Below are 14,734 nucleotides of genomic sequence, written 5' to 3' on the forward strand. Positions count from 1 at the left end.
CGATGGCGGCGATGGGGGTGGTGCGGTGGGTGGGGTCGGAGAGGAGTTGGGCGGCTGCCTCTAGGCGGTAGCGGGTCAGGTAGGTGTGCATGGTGCAGCCGGCGGACTTTCGGAAGAGGCGGGCTGCGTGGCGCTCGCTCAGGTGGACCTGGGCGGCGACCTCTTGGATGCGGACCGGTCGGTGGTAGTTGTCGTGGAGGTAGCGGATCATCGTTGTCACGGTTGGTCCGCCGGGGGTGGTTGTCGGTTGCCGGGTCGGATGGCGGGCTGGTGGGTCGGTGAGGGCGCGGGCGGTGGCCAGGACCAGTGCGGAGGCGAGTGAGCCGATCATCTCGGTGCTGCCGGGTCCGGGGTCGGCGGCTTCGCGGGCGAGCAGGAGCAGGATGCGGGGCAGGGGGCCGTTGGCTGCTGTGGCTATGCGGTTGTCGCCGGTGGTGAAGGCGGCGATGAGCTCGGCGGCGGCGTGGTCGTCTTCGGCGGCTGTGGCCGGGAGTGGTCCGGCGGCGGCCCCGGTTCTGTCGCCGCCGGGGCTGTCGTGGAGTACGGCCCAGGACCAGAAGACGATGCCCATGGGGTCGTCGTCGGTGGCGGCGATGTCGTGCACGTCGCCGGGTCGGGCCAAGAACAGTTCGCCGGGGCCGATCGGGTGCTCGGTGCCGGCGACCCGGAATGTGCCGTGGCCCGCGTAGGCGTAGCAGAGCTCGTAGCAGGAGTGGACGTGCGGGAAGTTGCGCCATGGTTCGGGGGCGTAGAAGCCCCAGTCGACGAACTCGATGCGGCGGCCGGCGAGGCGGACTCCGATGCGTTCGGGTTGGAGGCTGCGCAGGGCCGCGCCTGAGTGGCGCAGCCCGTCGGCTGTCTCGTCCGTGCCGCCGCCGGTGGTCACGGGCGGCGGGCTGTGGGATCGACGCCGCGCAGGATCATGCCCTGTCCCAGCGACCACTGATGGTCGTCGGTGGTGGGCCGGTCCTCCGGATCGCGGTACTGCACCAGCCATGTCACGCGTTCCTGGCTGGAGGTGTTGAGGCCGGAGCCGTGGACCGTGAGGTAGGTGAAGAACAGCACGTCACCGGCCTCGGCGGGGCACGGCACCGCGTCTGCCAGGCGCCACTGGTCCGGGGAGAGGTGCCAGCTGCCGTCCTCGATGTGCTCCAGCGGGCCCTGGCGGTGGCTGCCGGGCACGACGCGGACGCAGCCGCGCTCCTCGTCGGCGTCGCTGAAGTGGAAGATCGCGGCGGCGACGGAGTCCTTGGTGTGCGGGAAGAAGGGGTGGTCCTGGTGCATGGGGAACGGGGAGCCGTTCTCCGGGGGCTTCACGAACATCTTGGTGTGGTGGAGCTGGAGGTTGGGGCTGCCGTTCAGGGCCGCGGCGGTGTCGGTGAAGCGGTGGTCGAGGAGCAGCTTCGCGAAGGCGGCGGAGTGGAACTGGGCGTCGTGGCAGTGCCGCAGCCGGGTGGCGGCGGCGCCGGCGGCCTCTCGGGCGCTGCCCCACGTCGGGTCGTCGCTGTCGTTGAGGCGGCCCAGGAGGTCGTGGCACTCCGTGCGCATGGCGGCGGCCTCATCGGCGTTGAGCAGTCCCTTGACGAGAAGGTAGCCGTTCTCGCGGTAGAAACGGACATCGGCGTCGGTGATCGGGTACTGCGCGGCGGCGGAGGCGACGGGGGCAGTGGCGGGGACGGCGGCTTCGGGAGCCGTCTGGATCTGTGGTTCGGCCATGTGTCGACGGTAGGTTGGGCGCCGCTGGTTGCCGCGCGGTTCGATGGTCACGCAGGTGGGGAATCCGGACAGGTTACGCTCTCGGCTTGATCATGGGGAAGCGGCGCGGGGTACTGGACGCGGCCGGAGACTCTTAACCCGTGCCGAACCGGTGCCGAATCGGCGCCCACCCTGCGCCACCGTCTAAGCTATGCACTTAGGTAAGCCTAACTATGGAGGTGTCCTTCGTGGCACGCACACGCCATCCCTTCATCGTGCGCCGCACGGAACGCCTGAACGACCACCTGATCCGGGTGCACCTCGGCGGTCCGGGTTTCACGACCTTCCAACCCAGCGAGTTCACCGACTCCTACGTCAAGCTGCTGTTCCCCGCGCCGGACGGCGAGGTGACGCGCACCTACACCGTCCGCGAGGTCGACACCGCGGCGGAGACCATCGCGATCGACTTCGTCTATCACGGCGACGAGGGGGTGGCCGGACCCTGGGCGGCGGCCGCCCAGCCGGGCGACGAGATCGGCCTGTTCGGTCCGGGCGGGGCCTACGCGCCCCGTGCCGACGCGGACTGGCACCTGCTGGCCGGGGACATGTCGGCGCTGCCGGCCATTTCCGCCGCCTGCGCGGCTCTTCCGGCGACCGCCGTGGGCCGGGTGTTCGTCGAGGTCGCCGGGCCCGCTGACGAACTCGACTTCGCCCGGCCCGAAGGCGTGGAGCTCACGTGGATCCACAGCGACGGCGCCGCGCCCGGGGAGTTGCTGGCCAAGGCCGTGCGCGCGGAGCCGTGGCTCGACGGTCTGGTGCACGTCTTCATCCACGGCGAGGCGCAGGCGGTCATGCACGACCTGCGGCCGTACGTCCGCAAGGAGCACGGGGTCGCCGCCGACTGGGCGTCGATCTCCGGCTACTGGCGTCGCGGGCGCACGGAAGAGGGCTTCCGGCAGTGGAAGCGCGACCTCGCCGAGCGCGAGGAGGCGACGGTCGGGTAGCCCGCTGCCTGGCCTGAGCCGGGCCCGACCCTTAGGTGCTTTCTCTGGTTACTAGTGCCATCTACGTCTCTGAAGTGCTCGTTCTACGATCGGTGGGCCGGACTGACGGCGTTGACATCGAACGAGTCCCAAGGAGAGAGCAATGGCTCAGCAGAATGGACCGATATCCCAGCAACCGCAAGCGCTCCCGGAATCGGCCCGGGGGCGGCTTGCGCAGTCGCAGCAGGGCCGGCCCTGTTTCACGTCCGATTTGTCAGTGAACGAATTCGTGCTCGCCACCCAGGCCGGGTTCGTGCCCGCGGGGCTGGTGATGGGGACGAGCATCTATCACATCGGCTTGCAGCCGGCCCGGTGGAACACCAGTCAGGAGCTGACGGTGTTGACGCAGGCGATGTACACCGCGCGCGAATTGGCGATGGCCCGGATGGAAGCCGAGGCCGACATGCTGGGCGCGGACGGCGTCATCGGGGTGGAGGTGCGGGCCCGGCGGTACGCGTTCTCCTCGGAGATCATGGAGTTCGTCGCGATCGGGACCGCGGTGAAGGCGGAGAACACCAACGTCTCGCTGCGGACGCCGGCCGGGCGGCCGTTCACCTCGCACCTGTCCGGGCAGGACTTCTGGACGCTGTGGCAGCACGGGTGGGTGCCGCGGGCGCTGGTGTTGGGGACGTGTGTCTATCACGTCGCGCACCTGACGTTCCGGCAGACGTTGCAGGCCGCGGGGCAGAACCAGGAGTTGGGCACCTATACACAGGCTGTGTACGACGCGCGCGAGATCGCGATGGGGCGCATGCAGTACGAGGGGACCCAGGTCGGGGCGGACGGCATCGTCGGGGTCGAGGTGCGGGAGAACGACTGGGTGTGGGGCGAGCACGGGATCGAGTTCTTCGCGATGGGGACGGCGGTCAGCAGGCTGCACCCGGATGCGGCGCCGGTGTCGCCGCAGATGACGATGCCGCTTTCGGGCTGAGACCGGGGTATCGGCGGGCGGGCGGATGGCGGATCGGCGGGTCAGCTTGGCGGATGGCGGATCGGCAGGTCGGCTAGGCAGGTCGGCAGATCGGCGGGGCGGAAGGTCCGCAGGCCGGCAGGTGAGTCAGCCGCATCGTTACGGAGGATGATGCGGCACACCGACTAAGAGCGTGCCCAGCCAGCAATCCCAGCCACCGATCCGCCCACGCCCCGAGCCAGCCCAGCTACCGCGTCGGTAGCGGAGTCCTCCACTCGAGCTGCCGAGCCAACTCGTCATCGCTGAGCGCCACCGGCCGGCTGTCCGCACCGTCCCTCGCCGGCGGGCGTCCGGCGCTCAGCGCGGCGCTGGCCGCGATGTTGTCCTCGACCCGCGGCCGACGGACGCGCTCGTAGTCGGCGAGGGCACCCGACATGCTCGGCGCGTCGCGCAGCGCCTTGGCCAGGACGACCGCGTCCTCCATCGCCATCGAGGCGCCTTGTCCGGTGGCCGGAGAAGCGGCGTGCGCGGCGTCACCGATGATCAGCGTCCGCAAGGTGTGCCAGCGGAGCCCGAGAGGCAGATCGACCGCGTTGGTGACCATGAGCTGATCGCTGGTGGCCGCGATGATGGCGGCAGCGGGAGTGTTGTCGGGTTCGACAAGGGGGAGCAGGTGATCGCGCCATTGTGACGACGTCATGGTGGCGATCTCGTCAGCCGTGGCGCGCGGGCTGGTGACGCGTGCGAACCAGTAGGTCTGGCCGGTCGGTGAACAGGCCGCGCCGAACGCGGTCGCACTGCCGCGGATCATGGTGATCTGTTCAGAGTCCTCGGCCTGGGGTGCTTCGGTGGTGTAGCCGTAGAAGACCTTCTGCCCTGCGTAGCGCGGTTCGGCCGGGCTGATCAGAGACCGCACCTTCGAGTTCAGTCCGTCGGCCCCGATGAGGAGGTTGCCGCTCGCGGTGCGGCCGTCGGCGAACGTCGCCGTGACGCCGGCCGCGTCCTCGGTAAGGGAACTGAGACGCGCGCCGTGGTTGATCGGGATCCCCCGGCGCCGTACTTCCTGTTGCAGTGCCGCGGCGAGATCTGCGCGCCGTAGACAGCGGAAGCGGGTCAGCGGATCGTCGCGCCCGCCCAGCGGGGTGTCGGCGAGCGTGGCGCCGGTGGCGTCGAGCAGCCGGAGTCCGGTCAGCGGGAAACCGAGCCCGGCGACGGCCTCCGCGGCCCCGAGTTGCCCCAAAGAGCGCATCCCGTTGCTGGCCAAGGTGAGGAAGGCGCCCAGGTCCTCGCCGTTTTTGGGGTGTGCCTCGTAGACGGCGGCCTCGAAGCCCGCCTTGTGCAGGGCCAGGGCGGCGGCCGATCCGGCGATGCCGCCGCCGATGATCAGAATGCGCATACGGTTGGCCCGCTTCCGCCGGATTCGTTCGCTGGCCCCGATCGTAGCGGCTTGTTCGGGTACGAATGTCAGGGGGCGCGGTTCAGCCGGACCAGCGGCATGAACAGGTCGTCCACGATCTCGGCGATGCGTTCTGCGGGGATCGGCTTGTGCGTCATCAGCAACTCGTGGCGCATGAGGTCGAAGGGCATGGTCAGGACCGCCGCCGGGGTGGTGGCCAGGTTGATCTCGCCGCGTTCCTGCGCCCGGGCGTAGATGCCCTCCGACCAGCTGGATCCGGGGGTCAGCACCTTCTCGCGCACCTCGGCGGGGGTGAGGCCGGCGCTGGTCAGCAGGCCGGAGAAGGTGGCGCTCACGACGGTCGCGAATCCGACGCGGGCGGCGATGGAGGTGTTGAGGATGGCGATCATGTCGTCGCGCAGGTTGCCGGTATCGGGGATCTCGACGGGGTGGGTCGTGCCGTAGTGCCGGATGGCGGCCAGGACCAGGTCGTCCTTGTTGGGCCAGCGGCGGTAGAGGACCGCCACGCCGGTCTTGGCCCGGGCCGCGATGGACTCCATCGTGAGCTTGGCGAAGCCGACGTCGACCAGCTCCTGCCAGGCGGCGTCCAGGATGGCGGTCTCCAGCTCTTCGCCGCGTCGACGTTGGCGGGGGTGGGCCTGCTGCGCCTGGTCAGTCACGGTCGTCAGTTTAGCGGCTCGCCGGAAATAAGAGAGGCTTCCATTTCTTAAGGGATCGGTCTACTCTCCTTAAGAGAAGGAAGCATCTCTTAAATGGAGGGGACGTCATGACAACGGCGACCACGACGGCGACGGCGGCAACGGAACCCGAGGGCGGGGGGAAGCTGGATCCGGCGGTGGTCAAGACCGCCCTGATCCTCATCGTCGGGGCGATGGCCGTCGTCTTCGACACCACGATCGTCAGCGTCGCGCTGCGCACGCTCTCGGTGAAGCTGGACACCTCGGTCTCGACGATCCAGTGGGTGTCCACCGGCTACCTGCTGGCGCTCGGCATCGCGGTGCCGCTGAGCACGTGGGGGCTCCAGCGCTTCGGGGGCAAACGGCTGTGGATGTTCTCGCTGGCCGTGTTCCTCGTCGGCTCGGTCGGGGCCAGCCTGGCGTGGAACGTCGGCTCGCTCATCGGGTGGCGGGTCGTGCAGGGTATCGGGGGCGGGCTGATGCTCCCGGTGATGACGACGCTGATCTTCCAGGCGGCCGGCGGCAAGGCGCTCGGCCGGCTCGTCACCTACGTCGCACTGCCGGCGCTGCTCGGGCCGATCCTCGGGCCGGTGATTGGCGGCGCGATTCTGACGCACCTGTCGTGGCGGTACATGTTCTGGGTGAACGTGCCGTTCTGCGTGATCGGCATGCTGCTCGCCTGGCGGTACCTCAAGATCGACGGCGAGGAGACCAGCGGGGGTGGTGCGAGCGGCGGGAGCGAGGGGACCAGCGGGGGCGGTGCGAGCGGCGCGAGCGGCCGGAGCCAGGGATCCGCAGGCGCGGCGGCCGCGACAGCCGCGATGGCGAAGCCGAAGCTCGACGTGTTCGGGCTCGCGCTGCTCGCGCCGGGTACGTCGGCCGTGCTGCTGGGCCTGGCCAACGCGGGCACGGGGTCCGGGTTCGGGCACGCCAATGTGATCATCCCGCTCGTCATCGGCGTCGTGCTGCTGGTCGCGTTCGTCGGTTACGCGCTGCGTAAGAGCAGCCCGCTGGTCGAGATCCGGCTGCTCGCAAAGCGATCCGTCGCCTCTTCTACTTCCGTGCTGTTCTTCTCCGGCTTCTCCTTGTACGGCGCGATGCTGCTGATGCCGCTGTACTACCAGGAGGTCCGTGGGGCCACGGCGTTGTCTGCGGGCATCATGCTCGTTCCCCAGGGTGTGGGCACGGTGTTGTCGCGGACCGTGGCCGGCGGCGTCATCGATCGGTTCGGCGCGCGCGTCATCGCCTCGACCGGCTTCGCGGTCGTCGCGCTGGCGACGATTCCGTTCGCCCTGGCCGGGCCGCACACGAATGAGTGGCAGCTGGCCGCGTGGATGGTCGTGCGCGGGTTCGGCCTCGGGGCCGTGACGATGCCGGTGATGGTCGCCGGGTACGTCGGGCTGACCAAGCAGGAGATCCCGCATTCCAGCGTGCTGACAAGGACGGCGCAGCAGATCGGCGGCTCGTTCGGTACCGCGGTGCTGGCGGTGATCCTCCAGGGCGGCATCGCCGCGCATCCGACCGCGCCGGCGAACGCGTTCCACGCGGCGTTCTGGTGGTCGGCGGGCTTCTCGGCAGTCGCGGTGCTGTTGTCCTTGACGCTTCCTGGCCGCGCGGAACGATGAATGGGCTCAGGCGTTTCGTGAATGGCGTAGTGGCGACGCCCAGTGGGCGGGACGGAGCTTAGGCTGGTGGGGTGCGTACGCGACCGACGTTGACTTGGAAGCCGACCGGCGAGTTCTTCGCCCGCACGACGAGCCTGGACGCCATGGTGGAACTGGTGGCGGACCGCGGGGTCGTGGTGCTGAGCGGGGCGGGGCTGTCCACGGAGTCCGGGATCCCGGACTACCGCGGGGAATCCGGGGCGTTGCGACGGCACACGCCGATGACGTTCGAGGACTTCGTGGGCAGTGCCGAGGCTCGGCAGCGGTACTGGGCGCGGAGCCACCTCGGGTGGCGGGCGATGGCCGGGGCGCAGCCGAACGTCGGGCACCGCGCGGTCGCCGCGCTGCGGGCTTCGGGCCACGTCGGCGGGGTGATCACGCAGAACGTGGACGGTCTGCACCAGGCGGCGGGGACGCCGCCGGAGGTGGTGGATCTGCACGGCAGCCTGGACCGCGTCATCTGCCTCACCTGCGGGACGCTCAGCGCGCGCACCGAACTGGAGCGGCGGCTGAACGAGGCCAACCCGGTGTTCGACGGGGTCGCCGCCCGGATCAACCCGGACGGGGACGTGGACCTCGACGAGGACGCGGTGCTGCGGTTCCGGTCGGTGGACTGCGATTCGTGCGGCGACGGGGTGCTGAAACCGGACGTGGTGTTCTTCGGCGAGAACGTGCCGAAGCCGCGCGTCGACCGGTGCAACGAGTTGGTGGACGGCGCCGCGGCGCTGCTGGTGCTGGGCTCGTCGTTGACGGTGATGTCGGGACTGCGGTTCGTGCGGCGGGCGGCCGAGGCGGGCAAGCCGGTGGTGATCGTCAACAAGGGGGTGACGCGGGGCGACCGCTATGCGTCGGCCCGGATCGAGGCGCCGTTGGGCGCGGCGCTCGTGGAGCTGGTGGGACGGGTGGGAGCGGAGCCGGTGGCCTGCTAGGTTCCCAGGTCGGATCGGGCGCGGGTTGCGGTGTGCGGGTTGCGGTGTGGGGTCTGTGGTCTGTGGTCTGTGGTCGTGCGGTCAGGGACGCGTGGGGGACACCGCCGCGACGTAGCGCGGGGCGTGGCTGGGCCAGGAGTGGTGGGCCTCGAACGTGGCGCGCGCGGCGGCGGCGATCTCGGCGCGGGCTGACGGGGCGTCCTTGAGGAAGGCGGCCAGGGAGTCGGCGAAGGCCCTGGTCGTCATGTCAGAGGCCTGGTAGGCGTGGCCGTCGGTCAGGCGGGCGTTCTCGCGTAGGGGACGCAACGCGATCGGGATGCCGCGGGCCATGGCGTGGGTGACCTTGTTCATCGCGCAGAAGTGGTTGAACGGGTTGTCGGGGTCGGGGACGGCCATCGCGTCGATGCGGCTGAGGAACGCGTCGACGGCGCCCGGGCCGAGCCAGCCGTGGAAGGTGACCAGCGGATCCAGGCCGAGGCGGGTGGCGTGCGCGCGGGCCGCGGGCAGGGCGGGGCCGTCGCCGGCGACTTCGACGCGGAAGCCGGTGACGCCGTCGGTGCGCAGTAGGTCCACGGCGTCCAGGAGATCGGTGAGGCCGTCTTGTTCGCCGATCACGCCCAGGTAGCCGATGACGAGATCCGGGGGGTCCGTTGATATCTCGGCTGCGGTCGCCTCGGTGTCGGTGTCGGTGTCGGTGTCGGGAGCGGGAGCGGCGGGCTCCTGCGCCGGCACCTCGGCAGTGCGGATGATCAGCGCGCCGCGTCCGTACCGTCGCAGAATCCGCGCCCGCTGCTCCTCGCTCGGCGTCAGCACGACGTCCGCGGTGGTGATCATGCGGTGCTCGGCGGCCAGGAAGAGCGGTGTCAGCCTGCTGAATCCGGCGCGCGAAGCGGCCAGGACCGGGACCACGTCCCGCTGGTCGTACACCGTGCGGATGCCGTTGCGCCGGGCCCACCACGCGAGCGGGAAGAGCAGGTCCGGCGGGTTGCCGATCTGGAGCATGCGGCGGGTGGTACGGGACCTGCCGAGGGCGCGCCGGGCCGCCGCGGCGGCAGCGGAGGCGGTCCACAGCCCCTCGGCCGCGGTGGCGAGCGGGCCCTGGCCCTCGAAGGAACGGAAGCGGACGACGTCGATCCCGTCGATCCGCTCACTGCCGGGCCGGCGTCCGCGGATCGCCGGGCACACCACCGTGACCCGCGCCCCGTCGTCCCGCAACGCAAGGGCCTGCGACCAGGCACGCTGGTCGTCGGGTACCGGCAGATTGAGCAGTACCAGGACAGCGTGCGGTGCTTGTGCGCGTTCCGTCATGACGGCCCCACCCCCTGTGAGCGGGGCTACCCATGAATCAGAACCCTGACACTTGGATCAAGCTCGTGGGGCGAGTCGGCGTCAACCCTGGCGGCTGGTGTCGTCCCGCTGCCAGGTCCGGAAGTCCTTGGTGCGTACCGCGCGCCGGGCCCGCAGCTTGGTCGCGACCGTGACGGCGAGGAACCACGCGACCTTCGGCCCGTTGCGCACCGGTGCGGCCGAGGCGACCGCGCGCAGATCGGACAGCGATGTGCGGGCCGTGCCGGATGCCGAGGTCAGCGCCGGATCGTCGGCGGCCTGGAGCGTCGAGACCAGGGCGCGGGTCCGGATCCGCAGCAGCGCGCCGAGCGTCCGCGGCGGATGGACGACCACGGTGGCGTCCGCCACCACCCGGCGCCGGTCGGGCTCGAAGAGCAGCGAGGCGGCCAGGTCGTCGCCGAGCAGGGGCGGCAAGGCGCGCAGCCGCTCGCAGCCCTCGCGCGAGAGCCCGACCACCCCGCGTCCGAACAGCCCGGCACGCACCACCGGCAGCTCGTCCCACACGTCGTAGAACCAGCGCACGGTCCACGGCAGGCGCTTGGCCGGCATCGCCCGCGACGGCCCGGCCGCCAGGACGCCCGGATCGTCGAACGCGGCGGCCAGCGCGCGCACATCGCGTGATCCCAGTTCTACGTCCGCGTCCACATACAGGCGCGGAAACCCTTGCGCGTGCTCGTCTGCCAGGCGCATGGCGGCGTGCTTGTCCGCCCGCGGGGTTATCAGTACTTTGACGTCGCCGAACGCCGCGGCGATCTCCGCCGTGTCGTCGGCGCAGCCGTTGGCGACGACCCAGATCTCGAATTCACCCGGTGCGGCGCCGGCCAGTAGTCCGCTGAGCAGACGTCCGACCACGTTCGCCTCGTTGTGCGCGGGGATGACCACGGACACCATGGTTGGCCAGTATCGCACCGGAACCCGCACGCGTCATGTCAGTCTTCTGATGCTCTTGTGGGGATGTTTCCTCACTTGGGAGGATGGCCGCGTGAGGCGACCTAAGATCCTGGTCATGGTTTCCGCGGGTTGGTTCCCGCCCTATCTCGAAGAGGTCGCCGCGCAGGCGGAGGCCGGGACGCGTCCGAAGGTGTGGCTCTATGACCTGCCGTACGACCTGACGGTTCTGGACCAGCGCTTCGTGACCGGGCCGTCGCGGGTGCGCCGGGCGGTCTACCGCAGACTGCCGCTCCCTGTGGCCTTCGCCGCCGAGGCGTTCCGGGTGCGCAAGCGGTATGACGCGATCTTCGCGTGGGGTGCCGAGGCGGCGAGCCTGCCGCTGGCTCTGGCACTGCGGTTCACCCGAGGTCGGACGCGGACGCCGCTCGTCGTCTTGTACAGCTGGATCTCCTCCGGGGCCAAGGCGAAGCTGCTGCGGTCGGCGTGGCCGGGAATCAAGACTCTGGTGCTGCCGCCGTCGGCGCAGGCCGAGTTCGCCGTCAAGCAGCTCGGGGTGCCCACGGAGCGGATCACGTCGCCGAAATGGGTCGTGGACACCGGGTTCTGGAATCCGGAGCTGGCCGATCAGAAGCCGGCCGATCAGAAGCCGGCCGATCAGAAGCCGGCCGATCAGAAGCCGGCCGATCTGGAGCCGGCCGATCCGAAGACCGGTGATCAGGACGCTGTGATGATCTGCTCGGCCGGTCGCGAGATGCGGGACTTCGCCACCTTGATCGCCGCGCTCGACGGTACCGGCGTTCGCTGCCACATCGCCGGCTCGCTGGTCGCGGGCATGGACGATCGGTGGCGTGCCGAGCTCGGCGATCGCGGCGAGCGCGTCGGGCTGCCGGAGGGCGTCACGTTCGGGCCGCTGACGCCGGTGGAGATGCGCGATCTCTATGCGCGGTCGCGTTTCGTCGTGCTCCCGCTGCATCCCAGCGACACCGACAACGGGATCAGCTGCATGATCGAGGCTTTCGCGATGGGGCGTGCGGTGGTCTGCACTCGGGTCGACGGACAGCGGGACGCGTTGGAGGAAGGCGTCAACGGGGTCTTCGTGCCGGCGCACGATGCGGCGGCGCTGCGTGCGGAGATCCTGGAGTTGATCGCGGATCCGGAGCGGTCCGAGGCGATGGGGCATGCGGCGCGGCGGTCGGCGGAGGCGGAGTTCGGGATGGTGCGGTGGGTGGCGGCGCTGACGGAGGTGCTTGATGCAGCCGTCGGCTGAGGAATTGCCCGCTGAGGATCTGGCGGCTGAGGACGTGTCGGCGCGGGAACTGCCCGGGGTCGTGCTGGTCGTCGTCACCTGGAACAGCGCCGATGTCTTGCCGGGGCTGCTGGCGTCGCTGGCCTTCGGGATGGTCGGGCTGCGCTGGCGACTGGTGGTCGCCGACAACGACTCCGCCGACGGGACGGCTGACCTGGTGCGAACGGAGGCGCCGGACGCGCTGTCGGTCCAGACCGGGCGTAATGCCGGCTACGCCGCCGCGATCAATGCGGCGCTTGAGGCGGTCGGCCCCCTGGATAAGGGGACTGACGCGGTGCTGGTCTGCAATCCGGACATCCGTATGGAGCCGGGGTGCGGGGCGGCTTTGGTGCGTGGACTGGAGCGATCGGGAACGGGGATCACCGCGCCGGTGCTGTTCGACGGCGACGGCCGGATGATCAGAACCCTGCGACGCGAGCCGAATCCGTTGCGGCTGTTGGGCGAGATGGTTCTGGGGGCGCACCGTTCGGGACGGTTCGCGGCGCTCGGGGAGCAGGTGGCGGACCCGCACGCGTACTCGGGGCCGACGCGGGCGGACTGGGTGGCCGGGTCGCTGATGGCGTTGTCTCGGGAGTGCGTTGAGGCGTGCGGGCCGTGGGACGAGTCCTTCTTCCTCTATTCGGAGGAGACGGAGTACGCCTTGCGCGCCCGGAGCCGCGGGTTCGCGACGCGGCTGGCGCCGGATGCGGTCGCGGTGCACCTGGAGGGTGAGGCCGCCGTCTCGCCGAGGCTGTGGACGTTGCTGACAGTGAACCGGGTGCGGTTGTATCGGCGGACGCATGGCGCTGTCGCCGTCGCGGCGTTCTGGAGTGCGTTGGTGCTGCGGGAGGCGTCCCGGGCACTATTGGGGCGGGCTAGTAGTCGGGCGGCGGTGCGGGCTTTGGTGAGCCCGGCTCGGATGCGGGCCAAGCCGGGCCCCTGACGTCACCTGCGCTTGTTCAGTGCGGCTCGGAGCGTGCGGGCCGCGACGGCGCGCGCGGCTTCGGCGGCGGCGAGGGCCAGGCCGCCGACGCCTGAGGTCAGTCGCAGGGCCGAGCGGCTGAACGCCAGCGGTTCGAAGTCTCCCTCTCTGAGGGCGTCCTCGACCGTCGTGCGGGTCGCGGGACCGGTCAACGTCAGCTCCATCGCCAGGGGGAAGAACTGGCGGGCGCCGTGGAAGTCGAGTGCCACGAAGGGCGGCAGGCCCAGGTTCCGGGCGTAGGCGCGGGCTTCGCGGTTCGGGGCCCAGCCGTCGTACTTGCGGTTCCAGATCTCGACGGCGGTCAGGTCCTTGGCCCAGGCCGGGTCGAAGCGGCGCCAGGCGTTGCGGCGCCAGGGGTGCGCGAAGACGGCGATGCCGTCCGCTTCGCGGGTGTGGGTCAGGACGTCGGCTATGTCAGGGGTCTGGCTGAGGAACGGGACGTCGCCCCAGACCGGGATGTGGACGACGTTGTCGGCGTCGTTGTACTCCAGGCCGGGGACGACGAGGACGCCGTCTTGCGAGGCGGCGGCGCAGGCTTGCACGTACTCGCTCCACTTGGACGGCGTGAACGTACGGCTGTGTTCGCACATCAGCAGGACGCTGCGACCGCGCTTGCGGAACGCCGCGGCGAGGCGGTCGAGCGGCCAGGTGGCGTCGTCGGACCACTCGGAGTGGAGGTGCGCCACCGCGCGGACCTTGGTCACGATGCGCTCCGTTTCGTGCCGTTCGTGCCGTTCGTGCGGTTCGCGGGGTTAGTACGCGTCATGCGGGCGGCTTGGGCGGCGAGGGTGGAGCGGGTGTCGCGCCAGAAGACGCGGCGTTCGCCGGGGCGGAGGTTGTACCAGCGGTCGGCGCGGGACGGGCGGAGCGCGGCGAGGGTCGCGGCCCGCCCGGGCCAGGGGCCGGGGTAGTCGGCGATCGGGCCGCGCAGGACGGCGGCGAGGTGGATCAGCTCTCTGCCGAGGTGGCGGCAGAGGATGTGGGGCGGTTCCGGATCCGGTGGTTCGGGGACGAAGCCCGGGTCGAGGGCTTGCTCGACGGCCCAGTCGGGGTAGGCGAAGCCGCGGCGTACCGCCAGGGCCATACTGCCCCAGGGGCGGCCGTTGATCTCCATGAACCACGGGGTCCCGGCGCCGTCGCGCAGGAGTTCGAGCATGAACATGCCGCGCCAGCCGATGTCGGCGAGGAGCTTCTCGGCACGGTGGCGGACGTCCTCGTCGACCGGGATCGAGCGGCAGGCGCTGGAGGCCGAGCCGCGGGGGTCGGTCATGCGGACGCGGCGGTGGGCGCTCCAGGCACGGACGCCGCCGGGCGTCGCGAACCCGAAGACGCCTTCGCCGGTACCGGTGAGGTGCTGCTGGACCAGGACCGGACCGGCGAGGGCTTCAGCGGCGCGAGCGATATCGGCCTCGGTATTGGCGACGCGGCCGCCGGGACGTATCAGCTTATTGTCTTTCTCGACGGCGGCCAGCGCGGCTTTGACGATCCAGGGCCCGGTCTCGCTATGCGCGGGAACGGCGAAGCCGGCTTCAGCGGCGGCCTCGACTTGGAGGCGCTTGTCGAGAGCGAAGGCGGCCTCCTTGCTGGTGGGCCCGGCCACCCGCAGTCCGGTGCGGTCCGCGACCCAGACAGCGAGGTCGTCGAGCGGAAGCAGGACGCCGGTGCCGAGTCGGCGCGCGACGTTGACGACGTCGGCGACGCAGGCCGCGGCGTCGTCCTCGGGCGCGGTGACCGGCACGACGCGGACCCGGCGCGAGGCCGCGAGCGCCGGCGAGGTGCCGCGCCGGGCGAAGGCGAACACCTCGTGCCCGGCGTCGGCCAGGGACCAGGCGGACTCGATCGCGGCGAAGGCGTCGGCGAAGCCGATGAGGACGCGGGTGCTCATGCGGGGCGG

The 14,734-nt window shown here is 70.7% G+C and carries 14 protein-coding genes; 6 read left to right on the plus strand and 8 right to left on the minus strand.

Annotated elements, in window-relative coordinates; genetic code table 11:
• Both KGQ19_RS25065 and KGQ19_RS25070 read right to left on the minus strand, forming a co-directional pair.
• The coding region (locus tag KGQ19_RS25065) for an AraC family transcriptional regulator (RefSeq protein WP_212012368.1) at positions 1–886 on the minus strand (886 nt) is incomplete at its 3' end.
• Positions 883–1,716 carry a phytanoyl-CoA dioxygenase family protein gene (locus tag KGQ19_RS25070; protein ID WP_212012370.1) on the minus strand — a complete coding sequence of 278 codons (834 nt, stop codon included), beginning with the start codon at positions 1,714–1,716 and terminating at the stop codon, positions 883–885. The genes KGQ19_RS25070 and KGQ19_RS25065, both read right to left, overlap by 4 nt.
• Positions 1,717–1,943: 227 nt before the next feature.
• Here KGQ19_RS25070 and KGQ19_RS25075 point away from each other — a divergent pair, with 227 nt between their 5' ends.
• Both KGQ19_RS25075 and KGQ19_RS25080 read left to right on the plus strand, forming a co-directional pair.
• Positions 1,944–2,699, plus strand: coding sequence for a siderophore-interacting protein (locus KGQ19_RS25075; protein WP_212012372.1), 756 nt, complete (start codon positions 1,944–1,946; stop codon positions 2,697–2,699).
• A 142-nt stretch (positions 2,700–2,841) separates the two neighbouring features.
• Positions 2,842–3,669, plus strand: a complete 828-nt coding sequence (locus tag KGQ19_RS25080; protein WP_212012374.1) for a heavy metal-binding domain-containing protein — start codon at positions 2,842–2,844, stop codon at positions 3,667–3,669.
• A gap of 226 nt (positions 3,670–3,895) precedes the next feature.
• On the opposite strand, the gene KGQ19_RS25085 is transcribed toward KGQ19_RS25080, so the two are convergent.
• Both KGQ19_RS25085 and KGQ19_RS25090 read right to left on the minus strand, forming a co-directional pair.
• Positions 3,896–5,044, minus strand: coding sequence for an FAD-dependent monooxygenase (locus tag KGQ19_RS25085; RefSeq protein WP_212012377.1), 1,149 nt, complete (start codon positions 5,042–5,044; stop codon positions 3,896–3,898).
• A gap of 68 nt (positions 5,045–5,112) precedes the next feature.
• Positions 5,113–5,724, minus strand: a complete 612-nt coding sequence (locus tag KGQ19_RS25090; protein ID WP_212012379.1) for a TetR/AcrR family transcriptional regulator — start codon at positions 5,722–5,724, stop codon at positions 5,113–5,115.
• 107 nt (positions 5,725–5,831) lie between these two features.
• On the opposite strand from KGQ19_RS25090, the gene KGQ19_RS25095 reads away from it, so the two are divergent.
• Together KGQ19_RS25095 and KGQ19_RS25100 are read left to right on the plus strand one after the other, a co-directional pair.
• The gene (locus tag KGQ19_RS25095) at positions 5,832–7,367 is read left to right on the plus strand and encodes an MDR family MFS transporter (RefSeq protein WP_212012381.1); all 1,536 of its coding nucleotides are present in this window, start codon (positions 5,832–5,834) and stop codon (positions 7,365–7,367) included.
• 71 nt (positions 7,368–7,438) lie between these two features.
• The gene (locus KGQ19_RS25100) at positions 7,439–8,335 is read left to right on the plus strand and encodes an NAD-dependent protein deacetylase (protein ID WP_212012383.1); all 897 of its coding nucleotides are present in this window, start codon (positions 7,439–7,441) and stop codon (positions 8,333–8,335) included.
• 81 nt (positions 8,336–8,416) lie between these two features.
• Here the strand turns inward: KGQ19_RS25100 and KGQ19_RS25105 are convergent, their stop codons facing one another.
• The gene (locus KGQ19_RS25105; protein ID WP_212012385.1) at positions 8,417–9,643 is read right to left on the minus strand and encodes a glycosyltransferase; all 1,227 of its coding nucleotides are present in this window, start codon (positions 9,641–9,643) and stop codon (positions 8,417–8,419) included.
• A gap of 81 nt (positions 9,644–9,724) precedes the next feature.
• The gene (locus tag KGQ19_RS25110; protein WP_212012387.1) at positions 9,725–10,573 is read right to left on the minus strand and encodes a glycosyltransferase family 2 protein; all 849 of its coding nucleotides are present in this window, start codon (positions 10,571–10,573) and stop codon (positions 9,725–9,727) included.
• A 115-nt stretch (positions 10,574–10,688) separates the two neighbouring features.
• Between KGQ19_RS25110 and KGQ19_RS51185 the strand changes: the two genes are divergently transcribed.
• Entirely contained in the window at positions 10,689–11,840 is a 1,152-nt protein-coding gene (locus KGQ19_RS51185; RefSeq protein ID WP_212012389.1) for a glycosyltransferase family 4 protein, read from the plus strand.
• Positions 11,824–12,801, plus strand: coding sequence for a glycosyltransferase family 2 protein (locus tag KGQ19_RS25120; protein WP_212012397.1), 978 nt, complete (start codon positions 11,824–11,826; stop codon positions 12,799–12,801). Before KGQ19_RS51185 ends, KGQ19_RS25120 begins: the two co-directional genes overlap by 17 nt.
• A 2-nt stretch (positions 12,802–12,803) precedes the next feature.
• Here KGQ19_RS25120 and KGQ19_RS25125 read toward each other — a convergent pair whose 3' ends face one another.
• Together KGQ19_RS25125 and KGQ19_RS25130 are read right to left on the minus strand one after the other, a co-directional pair.
• Positions 12,804–13,544, minus strand: a complete 741-nt coding sequence (locus tag KGQ19_RS25125; RefSeq protein WP_212012399.1) for a PHP domain-containing protein — start codon at positions 13,542–13,544, stop codon at positions 12,804–12,806.
• Positions 13,541–14,725 carry an ATP-grasp domain-containing protein gene (locus KGQ19_RS25130; RefSeq protein WP_212012401.1) on the minus strand — a complete coding sequence of 395 codons (1,185 nt, stop codon included), beginning with the start codon at positions 14,723–14,725 and terminating at the stop codon, positions 13,541–13,543. The genes KGQ19_RS25125 and KGQ19_RS25130 overlap by 4 nt, the downstream gene beginning before the upstream one ends.
• Positions 14,726–14,734 lie beyond the last annotated feature (9 nt).

It is taken from the genome of Catenulispora pinistramenti (genome assembly GCF_018274385.1).
Taxonomy (GTDB): domain Bacteria; phylum Actinomycetota; class Actinomycetes; order Streptomycetales; family Catenulisporaceae; genus Catenulispora; species Catenulispora pinistramenti.